Origin of the sequence: Streptomyces fulvoviolaceus, from assembly GCF_000718165.1 — a bacterium.
Classification (GTDB): Bacteria; Actinomycetota; Actinomycetes; order Streptomycetales; family Streptomycetaceae; genus Streptomyces; species Streptomyces fulvoviolaceus.
This window is the reverse complement of record NZ_JOEY01000059.1, coordinates 26,174-50,712: the sequence shown is the minus strand read 5'-3', so window position 1 is coordinate 50,712 and position 24,539 is coordinate 26,174. Positions and strand designations below refer to the sequence as shown.

Genomic DNA, 24,539 nt, shown 5'->3' with positions numbered 1-24,539 from the left:
CCCGAGCGTCCGGGCAACCGCCGGGAGGCCGGGGAGACCGAGCTCGGCTACTTGTTCCTGCCGGAGGCGTGGGGACGCGGGTACGCCACCGAGGCGTGCGCAGCGGCACTCGACTGGTTCGCCGGCGCGCTTCCCGGTGAGCCGGTGGTGCTCTACACCCAGACCGCCAACGTCCGCTCGATGCGCCTCGCGGCGAAGCTCGGGGTCACCGAGCTGGAGCGATTCGAGGCGTACGGAGCCGAGCAGTGGTTCGGCGTGTGGTCCTCGATCACGCCGTCCGGTTGAGTCAGGTCGTTTCTCTCGGATCAGGTAGCTGACCAGATGAAGATGCCGAGGCGGATCGGGGAAACCCACCGATGGAGACGTCGGCATGACACCCCGAGTCGACCTCGCCCACCGCGCGGTGCCGCTAACGTGACTGTCATGTCGGATGACCTGCCCGACCTACGGGCGTCGCACGAGGATCGCGACCGAGTCGTGGATGTGCTGCGGGTCGCCGCCGGTGACGGCCGGCTCAATGCCGAGGAACTCGACATGCGGCTGGAGAGCGCGCTTACGGCCCGGACGCTCGGCGAGTTGGCCGAGCTCACCGCCGACCTGCCGATCGCGCCCGCGGCCAAAGGCAAAGATGTACTCGTGGTCGAGCAACACGGCGGCAAGTACGTACGGGAGGGGCGCTGGTCGGTACCCGCGCGCATCGAACTTCGCACGCAACTGTGCCGAATCACCTTCGACTTCACCCACGCGGTGATCACCTCGGACGTCCTGCGAATCGAGACGGACATGGTGCACGGCAAGCTGTTCTTCGTCGGCTCGCCGGACATCGTGATCGACACCGACGGGCTCAACCTCACCTACTCCAAACTCAAGCTCCACCCCAAGAACTCCGCTGCCGATCCCCGTCTCCGCATCGAGCTCGTCGGAAACCTCCTGCACGCGAAGGTCATCGAGCGGCGGCGGTAACGCCGTTCTGTGAGCCGGTGGGCTCGTGGCCGTTGACGCTCGTTCGTTGGGCGCTTCCCGCCTTACGGTGGCGCCACGAGCGATCGCTCGGGAGCTCCTGTCGCGCCCGTCGAGGCCTATGAACCCCCCTACTACGTGGCTGTCTTCACTACGGTGCGAACCCAGAACCAGAACGACTACAGCGAGACCAACGCACGCATGGAAGACCTGGTGAAGGACGTCCCCGGGTTTCTGGGGATGGACCACGCGCAGACTCCTGGCGGGCTGGGCATCACCGTCGGGTACTTCCGCGACGCCGACGCCCTCGCGGAGTGGCGGACCAACGTCGAGCACCGCGCGGCGCAAAAGCGCGGGCAAGTCGAGTGGTACCAGAGCTACACGCTGCATGTGGCGAAAGTGGAGCGGAGCCACGGGTTCATGCGAGCGGAGGTCCCGCAGAGCCCGACAGCAGGCTGACCGAAGTCGCCTCAGCGACACCTAGTGCTCTGACCGCATAGATTCACCGGGTTGAGAGTCATGCCGCGTTGGCAACGGGTGTCCTCCTCAACGCAGGCCTGACAGGGCGCAGTGCAGCAGCCCTACCAGTCGGTCAGATCTACGAGGAGATCGCAGTGGGGGTCGTCCGGCGCCGGATGTTGGTACTGCTCTTCCTCGATGAGGGTGGCAAGGGAGGCGATCAGCGCGGTGGACGTATCGGTCAGGCGGATGTCGGCGCCGATGATGCCAGGGCGGTCGGGGCGCTGCACGTACAAGCGCATCAGGCCGTCGCGCATCAAAAAGCCGATCAAGAAGGGGTTCTCATCGTCGCCGGGGTCGGACAGTGCGCGCAGGACGGTGAGCGCCCGCCCCTCTTCGGGCTCCGGGTCCGGGGTGATCTCCTCGGGGCGGAGACGGATGACGGTCATCCCCATGTCGTCGCTGATGTCGTCGCTGCTGTAGTACTGAGTTCCGGCAAGGACGGTGCGCATGATGCCGGGGATGAAGGCGGGGGCCACCCTGTCATTGGGGATTTCGTAAAGGAAAGTCATGCCCGTCGCGTCGTCTCCGGCGTGGACGGCGATCCGTACGCCACCGGGAGCCGGCAGAACTCCTCGAAGGCGGCAGCCCTCGGCGATGGGCGCGTTCAGGTAGTACAGCAGCAGGCGGCTGACGGCCGCCTGCTGCTCTCGGTCCTCGGGGTCCGTCACTGATTCATCCATGCGGGGCACTTGTTGTTCGGCTGGTTGCGGCAGAAGGCGTTGATGACGCCGATCTTCTTTCCCCTGCCCGCGTCGTATTTCCCGTCCTTGGTCTTGCGTGAGTACTGGACGATGACGACGTACTTGACGTGCGCAGGATTGGGGCCGGCCCTGATGGCGTCACCGAAGTATTCCAGGCGCCCGTGATTGTCGTCGCGGTCGGGGTTGCCGCTGAGGGCTTCGTTGACGATCCGACACTTTTTGATGTTGTGGCGGTGGGTGAAGTGGTTCCAGCCGAACTCGGAGTTGCCGTACCGGGTGGGAATCCTGCGTCCGTCGGCGTCGGTCTCATTGCATTTGACCCGGTGGTCCCAGGGGTGCGGCTGGGCCGGACTTGGGGCCGCCTCCGCGGTGGACGCAGTGCCGGACAGGTGTCCCATATCGGCCAATCCGAGGATCAGTATCGAACTACACCAAAACCATCTAGCTAGCCCGGCGTGACCAGCCGCGCCTCGTACGCGAACACCGCCGCCTGCGTCCGGTCCCTCAGCCCCAGCTTCACCAGGATCCGGCTGACGTGGGTCTTGATCGTCGACTCGGCGACCACCAGCCGCTCGGCGATCTCCGCGTTGGACAGGCCCTGCGCGATCAGTACCAGTACCTCCGTCTCCCGGTCGGTCAGGTCGCCGTACGCCGCCTGCGCGGAGGGCGCGAGACGCGGCGCCTCGGACAGCTTCGAGAACTCGGTGATCAGCCGTCTGGTGACGGAGGGGGCGAGGAGCGCCTCGCCGGACGCCACCACCCTTACCCCGTCGGCGAGTTGGCGGGCGGAGGCGTCCTTGAGCAGGAAGCCCGAGGCTCCCGCCCGCAGCGCCTGGTACACGTACTCGTCGAGATCGAAGGTGGTGAGCACCAGCACCTTCGCCGCACCGTCCGCGGCGACGATCTCCCGGGTCGCCTCGATGCCGTTCAGCTCGGGCATCCGGATGTCCATCAGGACGACGTCGGGGGCGAGTTCACGGACCCGGTCCACCGCCTCCCGCCCGTTGACGGCCTCGCCGACGACCTCGATGTCCGGCATCGCGTTCAGCAGCACCGAGAAGCCCTCGCGCACCATCATCTGGTCGTCCGCGATCAGGACACGGATGGTCATGCGTCACCCTCGTCCATGGCCGGCACCGGCAGGAACACCGCCACCTCGTAACCCCCGTCGTCCGTCGCGCCGGCCGTCATCTCGCCGTTGAGCATGGAGACCCGCTCCCGCATCCCGGTGATGCCATGTCCCGCACCGGGCGAGGGCTTCACCAGCGACGGCTGGGGCAGCGGGCCGTTGACTATCCGCAGGCCCAGGCCGCCGAGGACGTACGACACCTCGACCCGCGCGCTCGCGCCGGGTGCGTGCCGCAGCGTGTTGCTGAGCGCCTCCTGCACGATGCGGTACGCCGACAGCTCGACGCCCTGGGGCAGTTCGCGCACCGCTCCGGTCAGCGCCTTGTCGACGCTCAGGCCGGCGTCCCGCACGTTGGCCAGCAGCGCGTCCAGGTCGGCGAGGGTGGGCTGCGGGGCGTCCGGGGCCTCGTAGTCCTCGGCGCGGACGACGCCCAGGACGCGGCGCAGTTCGGTGAGGGCAGCGACCGCGTTCTCCCGGATGGTGACGAAGGCGCGCTCCAGCTCCGGCGGCGGGTTCTCCACCCGGTAGGGGGCGGCCTCGGCCTGGATGGCGACGACCGACATGTGGTGGGCCACCACGTCGTGCAGCTCGCGGGCGATGGTCGTGCGCTCCTCGAGGAGCGTGCGCCGGGAGCGCTCGTGGGCGGTCACGGTCTGCTGGGCGGTCACCTCCTGCACGGCCGCCCGGCGGGTCTGCCAGACGGTGACGGCGAGCAGGGCCAGGGCGGAGACGAAGAGCAGTTGCATGGTGTTGGAGCTGAAGTAGTGCCCGCCGCGGAGGACACTCTCCGACAGCAGGCCGTATACGGCGGTCAGCAGCCACATCCACGCCGCTGTGCGCGGCCGGGTGCGTATGGCCACGACCGTGAGCACCACGAGATGACAGGCGAAGCTGCCGGCCGGCCACGGCCACTCGGTGTCCTGGCTGTTCGCCAGCACGTAGGCGACCGGGGTCGCGGCCATCGACAGCCAGAAGGCGGCGGTCGGCCGCACCATGGTCAACAGGACCGGGGCCAGCGAGAGCACGCCGACGAAGAGGTTGATGGCCGCGCCTCGGTCGCCGTTGTCCGAGGCGATGAGCATCGAGAACAGGCCGGCCACGGCGATCAGGGCGTGCGGTGTCCAGGTCGCGTACTCCCGTATGCGACCGCGCAGCCGGCGGGAGATCCGGCCGTCGACACCCATGCGGGGCAGCGGGCGGTAGGCGAAGGCGTCGTGGAACAGGTCCTGCCGCAGTCCGCGCAGGGCGTCCGCGGCCAGCCGGAACTCCGGACTGCGCGGCTTGGCCCCGCCCACCGGCGGCAGCTTCTGGGTCGTCTCGGTCACATACAGAACCGTAGGGGGAGGGCGGGGTCGCGGTCGTCACCAGTGAGAGGGGTCCTTGGGCCTCCACCTCAAGTACTACGGGTACGTACCGCAGGTCAGTACCCCGACGGCCGCACCAGCCCCGACTCGTACGCGAACACCGCCGCCTGCGTCCGGTCCCTGAGCCCCAGCTTCACCAGGATGCGGCCCACGTGGGTCTTCACCGTCTGCTCGGCGACGACGAGCCGCTCGGCGATCTCCGCGTTCGACAGACCCTGCGCGATCAGGGCGAGGACCTCCGTCTCGCGCTCGGTCAGGTCGCCGACGCGGTCCTTGAGCGGGGCCCGCGGCCGGTCGTCCAGGCGGGAGAACTCGGCGATCAGCCGCCGGGTGATGCCGGGCGCGAGCAGCGCGTCGCCGGCCGCCACCACTCGTACCGCCTCGGCGAGTTGGTCCGCCGAGGCGTCCTTCAGCAGGAAGCCGGACGCGCCGGCCCGCAGCGCCTCGTACACGTACTCGTCGAGGTCGAAGGTGGTCAGCACCAGCACCCTGATGTCCGGGCGCTCGCCGGTGATGCGACGCGTGGCCTCGATGCCGCCCAGCTCGGGCATGCGGATGTCCATCAGCACGACGTCCGGGTCGAGTTCGGCGACCTTGGCCACGGCGTCCAGGCCGTCGACCGCCTGGCCGACCACCTCGATGCCGGGCTTGGTGTTGAGCAGCACGGTGAAGCCCTGCCGGACCATCTGCTGGTCGTCGGCGATGAGTACGCGGATGGGGCTGCTCGTCATGCGGAGTCGTCCTTCGGGTCGGTGGCCTGGTCGGGGTCTCCCGGGGGCGCCGTCGGAAGATATGCGGCCACCTCGTAGCCGCCGTCGGGCAGGGGGCCGGCGCGCAGGGTGCCGCCGAGCATCGCGGCCCTCTCCCGCATACCGAGCAGTCCGTGCCCCGCGCCCGGGGAGGGCTGCACGCTGCGGGTGGGCCATGAGTTGACGACCCGCACGTCCACCCCGTGCAGGTAGTGGACGAGCCTGACGGACGCGGTCGCGCCGGGCGCGTGCCGCAGTACGTTGCTCAGCGCCTCCTGCACGATCCGGTACGCCGACAACTCCACACCGGACGGCAGGGGCCGCCGCGTGCCCTGCACGTCGACCTGCACGGTCAGTCCGGCCGCCCGGGTGTTCTCCACCAGCGCGTCGATCCGGTCCAGGGTGGGCTGCGGGGCGTGCGGGGCGGTGCCGGTGGCGGGTTCGTCGAGCGACTGCGGTACGTCGGGCTGCTCGGCACGCAGCACGCCCAGGACGCGGCGCAGCTCGGTCAGCGCCTCCAGCGCGTTCTGCCGGATGCCGTCGAGGTTCTCCTGGAGCTCCTCGGACGGGTTCTCGACGAGGTGCGGGGCGACCTGGGCCTGGATCGAGATGACGGACATGTGGTGGGCCACCACGTCGTGCAGCTCGCGCGCGATACGGCTGCGCTCCTCCAGCAGGGTGCGCCGGGCCCGCTCCTCGGCGGTGAGCGTGGTCTGCCGGCCGAGCTCCGCACGGGCCTCGCGGCGGCCGCGCAGCGCCATGCCGAGCACCACGGCCACCGCGAACAGGGAGACCGCGAGCACGCCCGTGGACTGGTAGTTCGAGGCGCCCCACACGCCTTGGAGGAGATAGGTGACCAGCGCGGTGACGGCCAGCGCCTCGGCGGACACGCGGGTGCGCACCCGCAGGGCGAGCAGCAGCAGGACGAGCAGGTGCGCGATGATCCCGGTCGCGGTCCAGGGCCAGGTGAACGTCCCGCTGTCCATGCCCAGCTTGCCGTGCATCCCGACGGCCCCCACCACCGTGGCCACCGTCGACAGCCACCACGCCGGGATGGGCCGCCACAGCGCGAGCACCGCGGCGCCGCCCTGCGCGGCGGCGATCGGGAAGGCGGTCCCGTTGCTCAGATGCCCCATGTCCTGGAGCTGCGCCCCACCGCCCAGCGTGATGCCCAGCGCCGCCAGGCACACCACACCGTGCGGCAGCCAGCGCAGCCATACGGAAGGGGGCAGCGGGTCGACCCTGACGGTGCACAAGTCGTCGCGCAGCACCCGCAGCCAGCGCAGCACGCGGCTCACGACCACGTGCTGGATCCCCGTTTCCGTCACTCGGCCCAGCCTAAGCGGGTCGCGAAGTCCGGTACGGTTCGGCCGCGCCCCAACAGGCGCGGGGCTGTCTCGATCTGCGGCTCCGCCGCGTGGGCGCGACCAGCCACGACGGACCCCCGGTCGACGCACCCGACCTCCAGCGGAGCGCCTAGGCACGGTGGACCTCCTTCGCCGACGCCGGATCCGCTCGACGGTGGACGCGGATCACTCGTGACGGGCGGCGGCCGGACCGGCGCCCGCCCTGTTCGTAGGAGCGGAAGGCCGCCCAGCAGACCGTCAGGACGAGAGCGAAGGCCGGGAGCCAGGCCAGCCGGGCCGCCACCCAGCCCAGGTCGTCCGGGAGGGTGTGGAGACCCGCGAGCCGGCCCGCCGTCAGACCGGTGGCCGTGGTGGCCATCATCGCCGTCTGGTGCCAGAGGAAGATCGTCATCGCGGAGAGGTTCACCAGGGCCACCGCGGCCCAGACCAGCGGGCGTCGCATCGTGCGGCGCAGCCGGTCGCGCAGCAGCAGGGCCAGGCCGCACTGGGCCAGGCCGAAGGTGACGGCGGCCAGCGTCGGCGGGTTCAGGTTGGAGACCGCGGCGCCCGGGACGCCGACCATCGACGCCGGGTAACCCGCGAACGCGACGAGCACCGCGGTCACCGCCGCACCGCCCGCCAGCAGGAGCCAGCCGGCCCGGCGGCGCTCCAACTCGCCCCGCGTCCAGGCCGCGCCCAGGGTGTACGGCACCAGCCAGCCCGCCGCCACGTTGATCCAGCCGAGCCAGGACGGGCCGCCGAGGCCGAAGCGCACGAGGTCCACGTGGAGCACGACGGCCAGCGGCCACAGCGGGTTGAGCCGGAGCAGGAGCGGGGTGGCGGCCGTGAGGGCGGCGAAGACCACGAGGAACCACAGGGGCGACAGGGCGAGTTTGACCAGGGTGCGAACCGTCTCGAACTCGGCGCCCGTCAGGAGCAGAGCGGTCGCGGTCACCGTCCACAGGACGAGGACGGCGGCCACCGGTTTGAACAGCCTGGACAGCCGGGCCGTCAGCCACTGTCCGTACGTCGTCCCGCGGGCGCGCGCCGAGGTGTAGCTGCGCGTCGCCACATGACCGCCCACCAGGAAGAACACGGCCAGCGTCTGGAAGGCCCAGGAGATCGGGGCCAGCCAGGGCATGTGCTGGAGAGGACTGGAGGCGTGCAGCGCGCCGCCGTCCGCGACCAGGGCCGTCACCAGCCAGTGGCCGAGGACGACACCGAGGATCGCGAAGGCGCGCAGGGCGTCGACGGCCCGGTCCCGCTCGGTGGGGGTGGCCGCGTCGACGCGCTCGGCGCCCTGCCGTATGCCGTGTCGGATGCGTATGCCGGTCTCACGCACGGGTCACCTCCGAGGTGTCTCCGAGGACGATCCGAGCCAGGTTGGTCAGCGAGACCGAGCCCGGGGTGAAGTAGTCGCTGTGTCCGCCGTCGCCGGCGGCGAAGACGCGGGCACCGAAGGCCGGGGACACGGGGTCGGTGCCGAAGCCGACGGTGGTGCCGAACAGGTCGGCCTTCACGTGCGGGACCTCCGCGATCCAGTCGTCGGTGCCGCGGGCCGCCCAGACGCGGGCGCGGGTGTGCAGGCCCGCGGCGTCTTCGGCGCCGGTGCCGGGGCTGCCGACCAGGACGAGGTCGTCGACGTCCAGGCCGTCGGCGGCACGCCCGCAGACGACCGAGCCGTACGAGTGGCAGAGCAGGGAGAGTCGCGCCTCGGGGCCGACGACGCCGTGCAGTTCGCGTATGAACTCCCGCAGCTGCGGGGCGGCTTGCTCGGCGCGGCCGGCCGTGGCGACGGTCGTGCTGACCGTGCCGGGCGTCTCGTAGCCGAGCCAGGCGACGACCGCGGTGCGGGCGTCGGTACGGGTCAGCTGCCTCTGCAGAGCCGCCGCACCCGCACGGAAACGGTCGTACGTGTCGAGTGAGGTGTCGGAGCCGGGGACCAGAACCGCTATCCGGGTGGCGTGGGCAAGGTCGCCGAAGACCTCTGTCGCCCGGCCGGAGCCGCGGCCGTCGAAGGTGAGGAAGTGACGGGACGGGTCGGCCATGGAGCGGTCCGCCGCCGCGCGGGCGTGGTCGCCGTGGGCCGCGGCCATGCGGGATGCCTCCGCGGCGTTGGCCCGGTTGGCGGCGTAGGCCTTGTCGAGCGTGACTGCGGTGAGCGACACGAGCCTGGCCGGGGGCGGGGCGGGAATCTCGGGGCGGGCGGCTGCGGAGAGGGGGGCGACGACTGCGCCGGTGACGAGGGCGGCGAGCAGAGCGCGGCGCCCTCGGTGAAAGCGACGCCGCTTCTTCGTGCGCCCCGTGGTCTCCTCGGCGGCTACGGCCACCCCCGTCTCAAGCCCCATGGCCGTCTTCCCTCCCAGTCCGCCCGTCCATCGGGCTTGTCTGGTTGGGAAGTTACGGATCCGGACTCGTCGTCCGCGTCACGCCAGGGAGCTCTCCTGCGCCGTAGCTCTCAGGTATTACGGGTATGACCGGGACGGCGCCCAGCCACGACAGCGAGGCCGCTCACACCCCGCTCACACCCCGCAGACGCCCCCCGGAGACGCCTCACCACCCCCGCAGACGCCTCACCACGCCAACTGCGCGATCTCCTCCGCCACCACCGCACACGCGTCCGCCGCCGGATCGATCAACGGGAAGTGCCCGACCTCCTCCAACAGCGTCAGCCCCACCACCTCGCCCGCCTTCGCCGCCGCGTCCGCGTAGGCCTCGGCGACCGCCTGCGGTACGACGTCGTCCGTGCGGCCCTGGACAAGTGTGGTCGCGATGCCGGTCGGGAGCAGCAGGGAAGGATCGGCATACGGCTGACGCGCGGCGAACTCCTCCTCCCCGCCCAGGAGTTGACGGCAGGCCCCGCCGCACACGTCCAGTTTCTCGGCGACCGCGAAGTCCGCGATCGGGGCGAGGGCGACGACGCCGCGCAGCGGAGCGGGGCGGTCGAGGTACCAGGAGGAGTCGGCGGGCAGGCAATGACGGGCCGCGGCCCACAGCGCGAGGTGGCCGCCCGCCGAGTGCCCGGTGACCACCATGCGGCGCGGGTCGGCCTGCGGCAGGGCCTCCCGTACGAGCGCGGGAAGCGCGTCCATCGCGGCGGCCACGTCGTCGAAGGTGTCAGGCCAACGCCCGGCGACCGGTCCGGCACCCGCCGCACCCGTCGAGCCCGGCGCACCCGGCGCACTCGCCGAGCCCTCCCCACCCCCCTGCGCAGGAATCGCGGCCCCACCCCGCCGATACTCCACACTCGCCACCCCGAACCCCCGCCGGGCCAGGTAGTCCGCGAACGGCGAGATGTGTGCCCGGTCGTACGGCGCCCGCCAGGCACCGCCGTGCAGCACCACCACCAGAGGCACGCGCCCGGACTCCCCGTGCGGTGCGAAGAAGTCGATCACCTGGTCGGGATGGTCGCCGTACGCGGCGGTGGCGTCGGGGTCGACCGCCGGGTGCGAGAAGGCCGACTCCTCTTCGGCGGCGGCACGGGCTGCGGCGTCGTCCGGCATGCTCCAACCTCTCAGCGGTGAAACGGATTTGACGGACCTGGAAAGAGTTCCCCGAGGGGGAATCCAGTCGTGTGCGGGGACGCTACCAGGCCGATGACGTGCACGGACACACGGATGTCACGCTCGGTGAGGGTTAAACGGTTCTGCTGTTTCGTTACGCTGACAGGCACCCGGCACCACCGCCCCGCGCGCCCGGCACAACCGACCCAAGGAGGCCGTTATGTCCGCCGAACCCGGCACCGTACGTCCCGGAGGGCGTACCGCCCGTGTCCGTGCGGCCGTACTCGAGGCGGCCGGAGACGTCCTGGCGGAGCAGGGATTCGCCCACCTCGACCTCGCGGACGTCGCACGCCGGGCGGAGGTCGGCAAGACGACCGTGTACCGGCGCTGGGGCTCGGTGACCGGACTGGTCGCCGATCTGCTCGCGGACATGGCCGAACAGTCGCTGCCCCGCGAGGAGACCGGGTCGGCGCCGGGCGATCTGAGAGCGAACGCCCTCCTCGTCCAGCGCACCCTCGCCGACCCCCGCCAGGGCGCCCTGTTCCGCGCGGTCATCGCGGCCGCGACCTGCGACGAACGCACGGCGGAGGCACTACGACGGTTCTACGACGTCCGGGTCGCCGAGTGGGCCCCGTGCGTCGAACAGGCCGTACAACGCGGGGAGTTGCCGCCAGGCACCGACGCGAAGGAAGTCGTACGAGCGGTCTCGGCACCCCTCTACTACGCGCTGCTGACCACCGGGACGATCCCCGACACCCCCGCCGCGGAGCGCGCGGCACAAGCGGCATACGCTGCCGCCGCGGCAGGGGTCTACATCAGCTAGAGCACTTCATCGACTAGAGCACGTCGGCCAACACCCGCGCCGCCCGCTCCACATCACCGAACCCGACGTACAACGGCGTGAACCCGAACCGCAGCACATCAGGCCGCCGGAAGTCCCCGACCACACCCCGCTCGATCAGCCGCTTCATCACGTCACCGGCGTCGTCGCAGCGCAGCGCGATCTGACTCCCGCGCTCCCCATGGGCCACCGGAGTCACCGACTCCACCCGCCCCGAGGGCACATACGCCGCCACGCACTCCAGGAAGAAGTCCGTCAGCGCGAGGGACTTGGCGCGGACCGCCTCGATCGACACCCCGTCCCACACCTCCAACGCGGCCTCCAGGGCGAGCATGGAGAGGATGTCGGGCGTCCCGACCCGCCCCCGCAGCGCACCCGTCGCCGGTTCGTAGTCGCTGCGCATGCCGAAGGGTTCCGCGTGGGAGTTCCAGCCGGGCAGCGGCGAGTCGAAGTGGTCCTGCAGGTCCGCGCGCACATAGAGGTACGCCGGTGAACCCGGGCCCCCGTTCAGGTACTTGTAGGTGCAGCCGACCGCGAGGTCCACCCCGTGCTCGTCCAGCCCGACCGGCAGGGCGCCCGCGCTGTGGCACAGGTCCCACACCGCGACCGCGCCCGCCGCGTGCACGGCGGCGGTCAGCCCGGGCAGGTCGTGCAGCCGGCCCGAGCGGTAGTCCACGTGGTTCAGCAGCACGGCCGCCGTACGCTCGCCCAGCACCCCCGGCACCTCCGCCGGCGTCACCGGACGCAGTGTGCAGCCGGTCAGCCGGGCGGCGGACTCGGCCATGTACCCGTCCGTGGGGAAGGTCGTCGCGTCGACGACGATCTCGTCCCGACCGGAAGCGACGGACGCGGTGGACGCGGCAGACGCGGCAGACGCGACGGGCTCGCCGAGCCTCGCCAACCGCACCGCCCCCACAAGTGCCTTGAAAACATTGACACTTGTCGAGTCCCCGACCACGATCTGCCCGGCCGCCGCCCCGACCAGCGGAGCGATGAGGTCCCCGATCCGCTCGGGCGCGGTCCACCACCCGCTCTCGTCCCAGGACCGGATGCGCAGCTCACCCCACTGCCGCCGTACGACGTCCTCGACCCGCCCCGGAACAGCGGCCGGAAGCGCGCCCAGCGAGTTCCCGTCCAGGTACACCACGTCATCCAGCACGAACCGCGAACGCACGCCCGCCAGTCCGTCACCGGCATCCAACTTCGCGGCCCGCACGGCAAGTTCAGAAGACTCAGACATGAGACCGCGCCGTCCACAGCTCGGGAAACACGTTCTTCTGCGCCCGCTTCTCCAGCCAGGCCACCCCGGCGGAGCCGCCCGTGCCGGTCTTCGCACCCATCGCGCGCCGGGTAGCGACCAGATGGTCGTTGCGCCATCGCCACACCAGCTCGGCGACGTCGGTCAACGCCTCGCCGAGACGGGCGAGTTCGTCGCCCTCGTCACCCGAGTAGAGAGCCGTCCACACGGCCTCCACCTCGGCCGACGGCTCGTACCGCCGCGAGACATCGCGATCCACCACAGCCGCGGGAACCGCGTGCCCGCGCCGGGCCAGCAGCCGCAGCACCTCGTCGTACAGGCTCGGCTCGTGCAGCGCCTTCTCCAGTTCGGCGTGCACACGGGGCGCGCCCCGGTGCGGCACGAGCATGGACGCGGACTTCTCGCCGAGCAGGAACTCCATGCGGCGGTACATCGCGGACTGGAAGCCGGAGCCCTCGCCGAGGGCGCTGCGGTACGAGTTGAACTGGGCCGGGGTCAGCTGCCCGAGCGGCCTCCAGGAGGCGTTCAGCGCCTCCAGCTCCCGTACGGAACGCTTCAGCGCGGCGATCGCGACCGGCACGTCGTCGGAGCGCACCGCGTGCGTCGCGGTCTCCCACTCATGGACGATGACCGTGAACCACAGCTCCATCACCTGGGTCGTGACCAGGAAGACCATCTCTCCGGGGTCGTCGGAGAGGGTGTGCTGGAGGTGGGTGAGCACGTCCGCCTGGACGTAGTCCTCGTACGGCGTCGTACCTTGGAAGTCGAGATGCGGGGTCTCGGGCTCCTGGGATTCATGAGCCTCGTGGGACATCGCTGTCTCCTGTTGTTACTCCGGGTAGCGGTCCGCCCCTGCCGTTATCGACAGGGCGCCCCGGTCCCCGCCGGGCATCCTCTTCGATAGTCCGCCGAAAAAGCAAGGCCCGCCTGATCGGATCAGACGGACCTCACATCACACACAGCTGCGGATCAGCCCAGTGTCTGCGCCGCCACCGGCGAGGAGTCCTTCAGGAACTGCGAGCAGCGCTCGTACTCCTCCTGCTCGCCGATCGAACCGGCGGCGCGGGCGAGGGCGTGCAGGGCGCGCAGGAAGCCGCGGTTCGGCTCGTGCTCCCAGGGCACCGGGCCGTGGCCCTTCCAGCCGTTGCGGCGCAGGGAGTCCAGGCCGCGGTGGTAGCCCGTACGGGCGTAGGCGTACGACTCCACGACGCTGCCCCGCTCGTACGCGTCGTCGGCCAGCTGGGCCCAGGCCAGCGAGGACGTCGGGTACTTGGCCGCGACATCCGCGGGCGCGGTGCCGCCCGCCAGGAGCTCGCGCGGCTCCGGGTCGTCGGGGAGGTGGGTCGGGGGCGGTCCCCCGAGGAGGTTCTCGTGAATCGACATGGGTCAAGTCTCCTCCATCCGCGTTCCTCCCTCCACGCACGTGACCGGGGGCTGTCATGCGAGCCGCCCCCGCGCCCGCTCCCCCTCCAGCGGCGGCGCCGTGATGGACCCGTGCGTCCGGCATTCCGGCCGTCGGCAGTCCGGCGGAAGCTTCCGTACGGTCGCGAAGGCGACCCCCGCCCCCACCACGAGCAGCCCCGCGCACACCACCATCGCCCGCCCGAACGCCTCGTCGAAGGCGTCCGGCGACCGGTACGCCTCCTCCCCCATCCCGGTGACCAGCGGCAGCGCCGCCACCGCGATGAGCCCCGCTGCCCGGGCCGCCGCGTTGTTGATGCCGCTGGCCAGCCCCGCCCGCGCGACGTTCACCGAGCCCAGCACGGTCGCCGTCAGCGGGGCGACCAGCGTGACCAGGCCGAGACCCAGCACCAGCAGCGCGGGCAGGACGTCGGCGACGTACGACGCCCCCGGCCCGACCCGCAGCATCAGCAGCATCCCGGCCGCGCAGAGCAGGGGCCCGACGGTGAGCGGGATGCGCGGACCGATCCGCTCCCCCAGCTCACCGGAGCGGGCGGACAGGAGCAGCATCATGGCGGTCGTCGGCAGCAGGGAGACACCGGCGCCGAGGGCGGAGTAGCCGACGGCGACCTGGAGTTGGAGCGCGGCGAGGAAGAAGAAGCCGCCGAGGGCCGCGTACACGCACAGCGTGACCAGGTTGACCGCGGTGAACTGACGGGAGGCGAAGATGTCGAGCGGCATCATCGGATCGGGCTGCCGCTTCTCGACGTACACGAAGGCGACGGCGGCCATCAGACCGGCGACGGCCGTGACCGTCACGGCCAGGGAGCCCGCCCGGGCCTCGATCAGCGCATACGTGATCAGTGCGAGGGCCACCGCGCCGAGGACCGCGCCGAGCACGTCGAAGCGCGCGGTGTGCGTACGGCCGTCCCCCGACTCGGGAACGTGCCGTACGGCGATCGGCGCGCACAGCAGGGCCACCGGCACGTTGATCAGGAACACCCAGCGCCAGCCCGGCCCGTCCACCAGCCAGCCGCCCACGAACGGCCCGACCGCCGCCCCGACCCCGCCGAACCCGGACCACAGGCCGACGGCCCGCCCCCGGTCGTCGGGATGGAAGGAGGCCTGGATGATCGCGAGCGAGCCGGGCGTGAGCAGCGCCCCACCGACACCCTGGAGGGCCCGCGCGGCGATCAGGACCTCGGCGTTCGGGGCGATCCCGCACAGCAGCGAGGCCGCGGCGAACCAGATCACACCCACCACGAAGATCTTGCGGCGACCATGGCGGTCGCCCAGGGAGCCGCCGAGCAGGATCAGCCCGGCCAGGGTCAGCGTGTACGCGTTGACGGTCCACTGGAGGGCGGCGAGGTCGGCGTCCAGGTCGCGGCCGATGCGGGGCAGGGCGACGTTGACGACGGTCGAGTCCAGCATGGCCATGCTGGAGCCGAGCACGGTGGTCAGCAGGATCCACTTGCCTTGCGGCGAGGCCAGCCGGACATCGGGCATGACCCCAGATATACAGCGAGCCCGGTGCCGTAGCACCGGGCTCGCCGCAAACCGTTCGAAACGGCCTTACTTGATCTTCGTGCCAGTGGAGCGGAGGTTGGCGCAGGCCTCCGTCACGCGGGCGGCCATGCTCGCCTCGGCGAGCTTGCCCCAGGTGCGCGGGTCGTAGGTCTTCTTCGAGCCGACCTCGCCGTCGACCTTCAGGACGCCGTCGTAGTTGCGGAACATGTGGTCCGCGACGGGACGCGTGAACGCGTACTGGGTGTCGGTGTCGAGGTTCATCTTCACGACGCCGTTGTCCAGCGCGGTGGCGATCTCCTCCTCCGTGGAGCCGGAGCCGCCGTGGAAGACGAAGTCGAAGGGGGAGGCCTTGCCGTACTTGGCGGCCACGCCCTCGTTCAGCTCCTTGAGCAGGTCGGGGCGGAGCACGACGTTGCCCGGCTTGTACACGCCGTGGACGTTGCCGAAGGACGCGGCCAGCAGGTAGCGGCCCTTCTCGCCGAGGCCCAGCGCCTCGACCGTACGGATCGCGTCGTCGACCGTGGTGTACAGCGAGTCGTTGATCTCGTGGGAGACGCCGTCCTCCTCGCCGCCGGTCGGGGTGATCTCGACCTCAAGGATGATCTTGGCAGCAGCGGCGCGGGCGAGCAGCTCCTGCGCGATGGAGAGGTTGTCGGCGAGGGTCTCGGCCGAACCGTCCCACATGTGGGACTGGAACAGCGGGTTCCGGCCGGCCTTGACGCGCTCCTCGGAGACCGCGATCAGCGGACGTACATACCCGTCGAGCTTGTCCTTCGGGCAGTGGTCCGTGTGCAGCGCGACCGTCACCGGGTACTTCTCGGCGACGATGTGCGCGAACTCGGCGAGGGCCACGGAACCCGTGACCATCTCCTTGCTGTACTGACCGCCCAGGAACTCGGCACCACCGGTCGAGATCTGGATGATGCCGTCGCTCTCGGCCTCCGCGAAGCCGCGCAGCGCAGCGTGCAGGGTCTGGGTCGAGGTCACGTTGATGGCCGGGTAGGCGAACTTGCCTGCCTTCGCCCGGTCGAACATTTCGCCGTAGACCTCGGGAGTTGCGATCGGCATTTGTCCGCTCCTTGGTTGTGCGGGTTGGCGTACTGCGTGCTTACGGCCCTGACCTAGACCTGGTGTGGGGGTGCGACGTCATCGTCGTCCCCATCTTTCCAGACTTGGCCGGATGCTTCGCCCAGGGTGTCCGACCTGTGGATGACGGCCTGTGGACAACTCAGTCCAGGCCCAGCTCATCCTTCGAGAACGCGAAGCGGTACGGCACTCCCGCACCCTCCTGGATCTTCTCCGCGGCACCCGTCGCCCGGTCCACGATCGTGGCCACGGCGACGACCTCGGCGCCGGCCGCGCGCACGGCCTCGACCGCGGTGAGCGGGGAGCCGCCGGTGGTGGAGGTGTCCTCGACGACCAGCACCCGGCGGCCGGCGATCTCCGGCCCCTCGACCTGCCGCTGCAGGCCGTGCGCCTTGGCCGCCTTGCGGACGACGAAGGCGTCCAGCTTCTTCCCGCGCGCGGCGGCCGCGTGCAGCATGGCGCCGGCCACCGGGTCGGCGCCCATGGTCAGCCCGCCCACCGCGTCGAAGTCGAGGTCCGCGGTCAGGTCCAGGAGCACCTGCCCGACCAGCGGAGCGGCCTCGCCGTCGAGGGTGATGCGGCGCAGGTCGACGTAGTAGTCGGCCTCCAGACCCGAGGAGAGGGTCACCTTGCCGTGCACCACGGCCTTGTCCTTGATCTGCTGCAGCAGCTCGCCGCGTACGTCGTCCGTCATGGCTGCCAGCTTAGAGGCGCCGCCAGCTCCAGGTCGTCGAGGCCTCCAGCGGCTCCAGGAGTGTGACCAGGCGCGGCAGTGTGTTCAGGCCATTGGGCGGCCCGGTCTGCGGTTCCACGCAGACGGCGGCCTCCTGCTCGTCGTAGACGACGGCCCACTCCTCGCGGCTGGCCACCTTCAGCTCCAGCTGCCCCGGCCAGGTGAGCGTGACGTCGACTCCGCCGGGCATGCCGAAGCAGTCGTCCCAGGGGCCGGGCTTCGGGTCGAGACGGTTGCCGGTGGGGAGGTGGTCGTCGCCGCGCTCCTCCTGCCAGGCCGGGGTGAAGGCCAGCTGTACGTCCTCGCCACCGAGATTCCGGTTGAACCACGGGTGCCAGCCGATCTGGGCCGGGAAGGAGGTCTCGTACGTCTCCACGGACATCGTCAGCGTCACGGCGTCCTCGGTGAGGGCGACGACCTGCGTGATCCGGCCGGTGTAGGGCCACGGCTCGACCAGGTCGTACGTGATGACCGCCTCGTCGGCTTTCACGCGCGCGACGCGCCAGGCGCCGTCGCGTGCGGTGCCGTGGATGGCGTGCGGCGGGGAGTTGAGCGGCAGCTGGTGGACGGTCCCCCCGTCCCGGAACCGGCCGTCCCTGATCCGGCCGCACCAGGGAACCATCGGGAAGCAGCCGAAGCGCTCGCCCTGCCGGAGCAGTTCGACGCCGCCGACCTTTAGTCCGCCCACCCGTCCGCCGTTGGCCGGCTGTACGGTCACCTCCGCGTCGCCCGCGGTCAGCGTGATGTCTTCGTCACTCACGTGATGACACTAGCCTCCGGCGGTTGACCGAAGTACCGCGCGGGCGAGTTGGGCGCACCGTCCCTGGGGGCTGCCGCCCCCAGACCCCCGCTTCGGCCCTGAAGGGGCCTCGTCCTCAAACGCCGGACGGGCTGGGATATGCCGGCCGGCGCTCATCAATCCCGCGCCCTGTCCGCGCCCCATCCGCTCAGTGGCGCTTGCGCAGGGCCCTGCCCACCACGATCGCCGATGCCAGGACGACTGCCGCCGCGGGGGCCGCCCAGCGGAGCGCGGCGTTGGGGGCGACCGTCTGGGGTGCGGGAACGGGGGCGTAGCGGCCGCGGGGCGGGGCGTGGTCCACCTCCTCCGCGCTGCGGCCGATCATCGTGCGGCGCGCGTGCGCGGCTTCCGCGGGGGGTTCGGTGGGTTCCGTGAGGTCCTCGACGAGGGCCGGCGGGGGGACCTCGGTGTCGAGGACGGGAGGCGGCGCGACGGGCTCCGGCGCCTCCGGCTCCTCCGGGATCTCCGCTTCCTCCGGCTCCTCCGCGCCCAGGTTCTCCGCGAAACGGTTCAGCAGCCGGGTCACGGCCGAGGTGACCGTGTCCGGCGACAGTTCCGTGACGCGTCCATCCGCGGAGGCCGTTCCGTCGAAGGTGAGGGTGGTGCCGCCGTCCGTGTCCCGGAGGCGGAGCGTGAGCGCGAGCTTCACCGAGCCGGTGCCGCGGGCCTCGGTGGCGTCGCCCTCGACGGCGTACGAACCGTCGTCCTGCCCGGACACGCGCACGGAGCCCCGGTAGGTGATGGAGGTACTGCCGACGCGCACCTTCAGGCGCCCCGCGACGGGTTCGGCGCCGGCGTCCTGCTGGAACCCGGGAACCGCCCGGGCAACCCGGGCCGGGTCGGCCAGTGCCTCCCGCAGCAGCTCGACCGGAACCGGAACGAACACCTCATGCTCCATGTCAGCGGAGCCTACCCAGTGGGCGTCGCCGTGCACCCCGGTTGCTCGAAACTGACCGCGCGTTGGTGCCCACCCTCCCCCGTCCCGACTGGGTCAGTCGGAAGTGGCCGCCCGAAAACCTCAGTACCGCGGATGCACCAACGTGGAAGCCGCCAGCCCCCCGACCCTCGCCCCCTCCGCCGCCCGCGCGTCCGCCTGCAGGGTCCCCTCCGTCAGCGTCCGCGACCTCGGCCCCCGCGGGTCCAGCCCCAGCGGCGGGCGCTCCCCCGGGGCCGCGAGCACGAACCCCCAGTCGTGCGGCGCCCGGGACGCGCCGAACGTGCGGTCGGGGCCGGCCGCGAAGCCCGAGTCGCGGCCGCCGACGCAGTAGGGGGTGGTGCGGAAGCCCGCCGCCCGCAGGGTCGTGTCCACCGTCCAGAAGACACGGGGGCGGGAGGCGACCGGGCCGGCGTGCACGACGAGGCGGCCGTCGGGGGCCAGGACGCGGCGGGCCAGGCCGTAGAACTCCTGCGAGTACAGCTTCGTGCTCGCCGTGATGCCGGGGTCGGGGAGGTCGGCGATCACCACGTCGTACGACGACGTCGGCCCCGCCCCGCGCAGCCAGCGGAAGGCGTCCGCCGTGGTGACGTGGACACGCGGGTCGCCGTACACATGGCCGTTGAGGTCGGACAGCGCCGGGTCCTGGCGGGCCAGCCGCAGCACCTCGGCGTCGAGTTCGACGACGTCGACCCGCCGCACACCCGGGTGCCGCAGCACCTCGCGGGCGGCGAGGCCGTCGCCGCCGCCGAGGATGAGCACGCGCGCGTGCGGGCCGTACATCGCGGGGTGGACGAGTGCCTCGTGGTACCGGTGCTCGTCGCGGCCGCTGACCCGCAGCCGGCCGTCGAGGAAGAGGTCGAGGGGCCGCCCCTCGGTGCCGCCGGTCAGGACGATCTCCTGGACGTCGGTCTGCAGCGCCACGCGCACATCGTGGCCGTAGACCGCGTGCCGTGCGGCCCGCTCGAAGTCGTCGACGAGTACCGCGGCGGTGGCGAGGACGCCGAGTACGGCGAGGTTGGCGACCAGCAGCAGCCAGCGGGCCCGGCGGGTCAGGTCGCCGCGGAACAGGCCGAGGACGAGCGCGCCGCCCGCGACCGCGTTGACCGTGCCGGTGAGCAGCGCGCCCGTCAACTGGCCGAACAGGGGGAGCAGAAGGAACGGGAAGGCGAGGCCGCCGACCAGCGCGCCGACATAGTCCGCCGCGAACAGGTCGGCGACCGCGCCGCCCGCGTCCTGGCGGCGGATGCGCTGGATCAGCTCCATCAGCAACGGGACCTCGGCGCCGATCAGCAGGCCGATCGCGAGGGAGAAGGCGACCAGCAGGTAGCGGGAGCCGTTGGCCCACAGCCCGCCCCAGTCGCCGGTCCAGGCGAAGACGGCGTACAACGCCATCGCGCTGCAGCCGCCGACGAGGGCGAGGAGCGCCTCGATCGCGCCGAAGCCGGCCGCCGCGCGCCAGCGCAGCCGCTTCGCGGCGAGCGAGCCGATGCCCATCGCGAAGACCATGACGGACAGCACGACGGAGGCCTGGGTGACCGAGTCGCCGATCAAGTACGAGGCGAGGGCGACGAGTTCGAGTTCGTACACCAGTCCGCAGGCCGCGCAGACGAAGACACAGGCGAGGACGAGGAACCGGCCCGTGTCGGGGCGCACCGGCAGCCGCGCGGGTCCGGCCCACGGCGGCGGGGTGCCGGGCGGGGCGGGCGCGTGCGGTTCGATCACGTTGCGACGTTACGTCACTGCGAGGGCACGCTTCGTCACCCACACGTGTGGAACTCCCGGTCAGTTGTGCGTCCCGCGTTTAACCGCCCGTCGCCTCGCGTTCAACGCCTCAGACACCCGAGGGGCTGAACTGCACCTGACGCGGCTCGAGTCGGTCCGCCGGAAAGCGCACGCCGACCTTCGTCCGCGTCGCCACCAACTGCCCGTCCTGCGGGTAGGCATGCCAGGTCCGCCAGTGCACCTGCCCTTCGTGGCGCTGGGCCAGCAGCGCCGTGAAGGCGTGCGGGCTGCCGGGGAAGACGCCGACGAGGCCGTTCGGGTGGTCGGAGACCAGGGCGAGCAACTCCTGGGCACGGCCCGCGAACTGACCCGGCGAGAGGACCTCGACGCGGGCCGCGAACTCGTACTCCCAGTCCCCCACCCGCTTGGCCACACCCAGCGGAAGGGGCGTACTGCTGCCCGGGATGCACGCCACCGTCTCCGAACAGGTGCCCCGCTCCTCCTCCAGGAGTACCTGGTGGGAGGCGCCGAGGAGTCTCAACTGGAGCTTGGCCCCGGCCAGTTCGAGGTCGAGCACGGCCAGGGCGGGAAGCGGCTCGCGCCCCAGGGCCCAGGCGAGGTCGGCCGCGCGCGTGTCGGTGTACGAGGTGTTCAGGGTCGTGAGCATGGATCGGCTCCGCTAGCACGCAAAAGAAAGGGGAGGTGTGGTTCCGGCGCGCCCGGGGCGACACCGGGGAATCGGCCCGGTCAGCCCAGTCGGTAAGTCAGGAAAGGTGTCCGCTGTACGTCCGAGGGGCCGCTTTGGTGATTTAGAGGGAATCATGAACTGTGGCGCCGCCACAGCGTTTTTACCCAACTTCGTGGGGTTTCCATCCCTCAGAGGGCTCCACAGCTCAACTGTTCAACTACGGCGCGCTCCGGGCGCCCGGAGCGTGCGCCGGAGCAACGGGAGCCGAGGGGCCCACCCCCGTGAGGCCCCTCGGCTCCCGCATGCCGGATGCGGTTCCCCCGCATTTCCCCCTGGTGGAGCTCAGCTGCCCCGTGTCAGCTGCCTCCTCCGCATCCGCCGCCGCCCCCGCAGGACGACCCGCCTCCGCAGGACGAGCCGCCACCACAGGAGTGGCCGCCGTGGTGACCGCCGCCCGACGAGCCGCAGGACGACCCGCCGACGCTTCCTCCGCCGCCGGCCCACCAGCTGCCGCTGTCACCGCGCCGCCTGCCACGCACATTCGCCCCGACCGTCCTGCGGCCGCTCCGGCCGGCGGCCGCGAGGCCCCCCACCACGACTGCCAGGACAACGACCAGAGCCAGGATGATGCCGATGATCATGGCGTCACCCTCCTTCCGTTTCCCCCGAAGCGACCCCCCGTGGGCGCCTCGCGTGTTGCGTGAACGGGAGATGCCCCTTCGTCTCACCAGCCAAAGCAGAGTTGAGGAACTCCAGAGCTTGGGCGCAGGATGACCGGCATGACCTCCAGCGCACGCCCCCTCCTCAACCGCCGGCTCGCCGAGTTCGGGACGACGATCTTCGCCGAGATGTCGGCCCTGGCCCTGCGGACCGGCTCGATCAACCTGGGCCAGGGCTTCCCCGACACGGACGGCCCCGAGGAGATCAGGGAGGCGGCGGTGCGCGCGCTGCGCGACGGGCGCGGCAACCAGTACCCGCCGGGCCCGGGCGTCCCGGAACTGCGCACCGCGATCGCCGCGCACCAGGAGCGCCGCTACGGCCTCTCCTACGACCCCGACACCGAGGTCCTGGTCACCGCCGGCGCGACGGAGGCCATCGCGGCGACCCTGCTCGCCCTGGTCGAGCCCGGCGACGAGGTCGTCGCCCTCGAGCCGTACTACGACTCCTACGCGGCCTGCATCGCGATGGCGGGCGGCAAGCGGGTGCCGGTGACGCTTCGCCCGCACGAGGGAAGCTTCCGACTGGACCTCGACGAGCTGCGCGCGGCCGTGACGGACCGCACCCGGCTCCTCCTGATCAACACCCCGCACAACCCGACCGGCACGGTCCTCACCCGCGAGGAGCTCACCGCGATCGCCGAGCTGGCGGTCGAGCGGGACCTGCTGGTGGTCACGGACGAGGTGTACGAGCACCTGGTCTTCGACGACGCCGAGCACCTGCCGCTGGCGACCCTCCCCGGGATGCGGGAGCGCACGGTCTCCATCGGCTCGGCCGGCAAGACCTTCTCCTTCACCGGCTGGAAGGTCGGCTGGGTGACGGCGGCCCCCGGCCTGGTCACGGCCGTCCGCTCGGCGAAGCAGTTCCTGACGTACGTGTCCTCAGGGCCGTTCCAGTACGCCGTCGCGGAGGCCCTCGCCCTCCCGGACACGTACTTCACCGCCTTCCGCGAGGACATGCGGGCCAAGCGGGACCTGCTGGCCACGGGCCTCGCGGACGCCGGCTTCGAGGTCTTCAAGCCCGCCGGCACGTACTTCGTCACCACCGACATCCGCCCCCTCGGCGAGACCGACGGCTTCGCCTTCTGCCGGGCGCTCCCCGAGCGCGCCGGGGTGGTCGCCATCCCGAACGCCGTCTTCTACGACCACCGGGACGCGGGCGCGCCCTTCGTACGGTTCGCGTTCTGCAAGCAGACGTCGGTGCTGGAGGAGGCGGTGAAGAGGCTGAAGGCGTTGGCGGGCTGAGGCCGGATTCCGGCTCACGTCACGCCGCCACGCCGCACGCCGCGCATCCACACCCACCCGGGCGCGCAATGCTCGCGTGCACCCGTTTCACCCTGCATTGTGCCCGTTGTGACCCAAGCCAGTACCCTCGCACCGCCCTCCGTCACGCGCTCCGGCAGCGGGCTCCGCGCCCACCCCCGCGCGGCAGCGCTCGGCACCGCGCTCGGCCTCTTCGCCGCCGCCAGGCTCACCGGCCTGGCGGTGCTCGCGGCGACCGCCTGGGCCACCGGCCACCACCCGCTCACCCTGCTCGGCCGGTCCTGGGACTCCCGCTGGTATCTGGGGATCGCCGCGCACGGATACACCCGCACCCTGCACCTCAAGCCGGACGTCGTCTTCAGCGACCTGGCGTTCTTCCCGCTGTACCCGGCCCTGATCCGCGCCGTCACGACACTGACCCCGCTGAGCGGCAGCGCCGCGGGCCTCCTCGTGTCCTGGACGGCAGCCGCCGTGGCCGCCTGCGGCATCTACGCCCTCGCCGCCCGCCTGCACGGCCGTGCCGTCGCCACCGCCCTCGTCCTCCTCTGGGCCCTGCTGCCGCACTCGGTCGTGCTGTCGATGGCGTACACGGAACCGGTGCTCACCGCCTTCGCCGCCTGGTCGCTGTACGCCGTGCTCACCGGCCGCTGGCTGTGGGCGGGCACGCTGGCCGCGCTGGCGGGACTCGCCCGGCCCAACGGGTTCGCAGTCGCGGCGGCGGTGCTCGCGGCGGCGGCGTACGAGATCTGGAGGCTCCTCAAACAACACCGCAAGGTTTCCCACAGCCTGTGGACGGGCGCCGCGCTCGCCCCGCTCGGCTGGGCCGCGTACGTCCTGTGGGTCGGCCACCGCAGGGGCGACCTGCTCGGCGGCTACTTCGAGGTGCAGCGCCAGTGGGGCTCACGCTTCGACTTCGGCCGCGGATCACTCCGCTTCGCCCGCCACCTGCTCCTCCAGGGGGACCGCTTCGTCTTCCCCATGGCGCTGGTGATCGTGGCGGCCGCGGTCCTCCTCTACGCCCTCCTCCTCGCCGACCGCGCCCCGCTCCCGCTCCTCGTGTACACCGGCGTACTCCTCCTCGTCGCCCTCGGCGGCTCGGGCTTCTTCGAGTCGAAGCCCCGCTTCCTGCTCCCCGCCTTCCCCCTCCTGCTGCCGCTCGCCCGGGCGCTCGTGCGAACGGCGAGAGCCCGGCCCTGGCACGCGACCGTGGTGGTCGGCGCCCTGGCCGGGCTCTCGTTCGCCTACGGCGCGTATCTCGTCGTAGTCGCGAACACGCCGCTGTGACTGTCGCGGG

26 protein-coding genes are annotated in these 24,539 nt (G+C 71.5%); 6 read left to right on the top strand and 20 right to left on the bottom strand.

Features of this window, described 5'->3' with window-relative positions:
- From IG08_RS0144425 to IG08_RS0144415, 3 genes are all read left to right on the top strand, one after another.
- The coding region (locus IG08_RS0144425) for a GNAT family N-acetyltransferase (RefSeq protein ID WP_030617412.1) at positions 1–285 on the top strand (285 nt) is incomplete at its 5' end.
- A 138-nt stretch (positions 286–423) separates the two neighbouring features.
- Complete coding sequence (locus IG08_RS0144420; protein WP_030617409.1) at positions 424–963, top strand: DUF1707 SHOCT-like domain-containing protein; 540 nt, start codon at positions 424–426, stop codon at positions 961–963.
- 135 nt (positions 964–1,098) lie between these two features.
- Positions 1,099–1,419 carry an antibiotic biosynthesis monooxygenase family protein gene (locus IG08_RS0144415; protein ID WP_052425137.1) on the top strand — a complete coding sequence of 107 codons (321 nt, stop codon included), beginning with the start codon at positions 1,099–1,101 and terminating at the stop codon, positions 1,417–1,419.
- Between the two features lie 122 nt (positions 1,420–1,541).
- Here the strand turns inward: IG08_RS0144415 and IG08_RS0144410 are convergent, their stop codons facing one another.
- The 9 genes from IG08_RS0144410 to IG08_RS0144370 all read right to left on the bottom strand — a co-directional run bounded on the left by IG08_RS0144410 (position 1,542) and on the right by IG08_RS0144370 (position 10,274).
- Positions 1,542–2,162 (bottom strand): hypothetical protein, encoded by a 621-nt coding sequence (locus tag IG08_RS0144410; protein ID WP_158812347.1) that lies wholly within the window; start codon positions 2,160–2,162, stop codon positions 1,542–1,544.
- On the bottom strand, positions 2,147–2,581 hold the full coding sequence (locus tag IG08_RS0144405; RefSeq protein WP_052425136.1) for a hypothetical protein: 435 nt from the start codon (positions 2,579–2,581) through the stop codon (positions 2,147–2,149). Before IG08_RS0144405 ends, IG08_RS0144410 begins: the two co-directional genes overlap by 16 nt.
- 47 nt (positions 2,582–2,628) lie before the next feature.
- Positions 2,629–3,294: a response regulator gene (locus IG08_RS0144400; protein WP_030617399.1), complete on the bottom strand. Its 666-nt coding sequence runs from the start codon at positions 3,292–3,294 to the stop codon at positions 2,629–2,631.
- On the bottom strand, positions 3,291–4,637 hold the full coding sequence (locus IG08_RS0144395; RefSeq protein ID WP_030617397.1) for a histidine kinase: 1,347 nt from the start codon (positions 4,635–4,637) through the stop codon (positions 3,291–3,293). Before IG08_RS0144395 ends, IG08_RS0144400 begins: the two co-directional genes overlap by 4 nt.
- 95 nt (positions 4,638–4,732) lie before the next feature.
- Entirely contained in the window at positions 4,733–5,407 is a 675-nt protein-coding gene (locus IG08_RS0144390) for a response regulator (RefSeq protein ID WP_030617395.1), read from the bottom strand.
- Complete coding sequence (locus IG08_RS0144385; protein ID WP_052425135.1) at positions 5,404–6,753, bottom strand: sensor histidine kinase; 1,350 nt, start codon at positions 6,751–6,753, stop codon at positions 5,404–5,406. Before IG08_RS0144385 ends, IG08_RS0144390 begins: the two co-directional genes overlap by 4 nt.
- 148 nt (positions 6,754–6,901) lie before the next feature.
- Positions 6,902–8,113, bottom strand: coding sequence for an acyltransferase family protein (locus IG08_RS0144380; RefSeq protein ID WP_030617388.1), 1,212 nt, complete (start codon positions 8,111–8,113; stop codon positions 6,902–6,904).
- Positions 8,106–9,119: an alpha/beta hydrolase gene (locus tag IG08_RS0144375; protein WP_030617385.1), complete on the bottom strand. Its 1,014-nt coding sequence runs from the start codon at positions 9,117–9,119 to the stop codon at positions 8,106–8,108. The genes IG08_RS0144380 and IG08_RS0144375 overlap by 8 nt, the downstream gene beginning before the upstream one ends.
- A 225-nt stretch (positions 9,120–9,344) precedes the next feature.
- Positions 9,345–10,274, bottom strand: a complete 930-nt coding sequence (locus tag IG08_RS0144370; RefSeq protein WP_030617382.1) for an alpha/beta hydrolase — start codon at positions 10,272–10,274, stop codon at positions 9,345–9,347.
- Positions 10,275–10,494: 220 nt separating this feature from the next.
- Here IG08_RS0144370 and IG08_RS0144365 point away from each other — a divergent pair, with 220 nt between their 5' ends.
- The gene (locus IG08_RS0144365) at positions 10,495–11,097 is read left to right on the top strand and encodes a TetR/AcrR family transcriptional regulator (protein WP_030617378.1); all 603 of its coding nucleotides are present in this window, start codon (positions 10,495–10,497) and stop codon (positions 11,095–11,097) included.
- 13 nt (positions 11,098–11,110) lie between these two features.
- On the opposite strand, the gene kynU is transcribed toward IG08_RS0144365, so the two are convergent.
- The 11 genes from kynU to IG08_RS58015 all read right to left on the bottom strand — a co-directional run bounded on the left by kynU (position 11,111) and on the right by IG08_RS58015 (position 21,907).
- Complete coding sequence (gene kynU, locus IG08_RS0144360) at positions 11,111–12,355, bottom strand: kynureninase (protein ID WP_030617375.1); 1,245 nt, start codon at positions 12,353–12,355, stop codon at positions 11,111–11,113.
- Entirely contained in the window at positions 12,348–13,187 is an 840-nt protein-coding gene (locus tag IG08_RS0144355; RefSeq protein WP_030617372.1) for a tryptophan 2,3-dioxygenase family protein, read from the bottom strand. The genes kynU and IG08_RS0144355 overlap by 8 nt, the downstream gene beginning before the upstream one ends.
- Before the next feature lie 155 nt (positions 13,188–13,342).
- Entirely contained in the window at positions 13,343–13,756 is a 414-nt protein-coding gene (locus IG08_RS0144350) for a DUF3151 domain-containing protein (protein WP_030617369.1), read from the bottom strand.
- A 54-nt stretch (positions 13,757–13,810) separates the two neighbouring features.
- Positions 13,811–15,280 (bottom strand): MFS transporter, encoded by a 1,470-nt coding sequence (locus IG08_RS0144345; RefSeq protein WP_030617367.1) that lies wholly within the window; start codon positions 15,278–15,280, stop codon positions 13,811–13,813.
- Between the two features lie 66 nt (positions 15,281–15,346).
- Positions 15,347–16,369, bottom strand: coding sequence for a class II fructose-bisphosphate aldolase (gene fbaA / locus IG08_RS0144340; RefSeq protein WP_030617362.1), 1,023 nt, complete (start codon positions 16,367–16,369; stop codon positions 15,347–15,349).
- Positions 16,370–16,529: 160 nt separating this feature from the next.
- A complete protein-coding gene (pyrE, locus tag IG08_RS0144335) occupies positions 16,530–17,081 on the bottom strand; it encodes an orotate phosphoribosyltransferase (RefSeq protein ID WP_030617359.1) in 552 nt (183 codons plus the stop codon).
- Positions 17,082–17,091: 10 nt separating this feature from the next.
- Complete coding sequence (locus tag IG08_RS0144330) at positions 17,092–17,880, bottom strand: aldose epimerase family protein (protein ID WP_030617355.1); 789 nt, start codon at positions 17,878–17,880, stop codon at positions 17,092–17,094.
- A 187-nt stretch (positions 17,881–18,067) separates the two neighbouring features.
- On the bottom strand, positions 18,068–18,817 hold the full coding sequence (locus IG08_RS0144325) for an SRPBCC domain-containing protein (RefSeq protein ID WP_106981137.1): 750 nt from the start codon (positions 18,815–18,817) through the stop codon (positions 18,068–18,070).
- Between the two features lie 120 nt (positions 18,818–18,937).
- Entirely contained in the window at positions 18,938–20,578 is a 1,641-nt protein-coding gene (locus IG08_RS0144320; protein ID WP_030617347.1) for a polyamine aminopropyltransferase, read from the bottom strand.
- A 109-nt stretch (positions 20,579–20,687) separates the two neighbouring features.
- Positions 20,688–21,245: a DUF2617 family protein gene (locus IG08_RS0144315; RefSeq protein ID WP_030617344.1), complete on the bottom strand. Its 558-nt coding sequence runs from the start codon at positions 21,243–21,245 to the stop codon at positions 20,688–20,690.
- 377 nt (positions 21,246–21,622) lie between these two features.
- Positions 21,623–21,907 carry a hypothetical protein gene (locus IG08_RS58015; protein ID WP_078655981.1) on the bottom strand — a complete coding sequence of 95 codons (285 nt, stop codon included), beginning with the start codon at positions 21,905–21,907 and terminating at the stop codon, positions 21,623–21,625.
- 129 nt (positions 21,908–22,036) lie between these two features.
- On the opposite strand from IG08_RS58015, the gene IG08_RS0144310 reads away from it, so the two are divergent.
- The gene (locus IG08_RS0144310; RefSeq protein WP_030617341.1) at positions 22,037–23,227 is read left to right on the top strand and encodes a pyridoxal phosphate-dependent aminotransferase; all 1,191 of its coding nucleotides are present in this window, start codon (positions 22,037–22,039) and stop codon (positions 23,225–23,227) included.
- 108 nt (positions 23,228–23,335) lie between these two features.
- Entirely contained in the window at positions 23,336–24,529 is a 1,194-nt protein-coding gene (locus IG08_RS0144305; RefSeq protein WP_030617338.1) for a membrane protein, read from the top strand.
- Positions 24,530–24,539 lie beyond the last annotated feature (10 nt).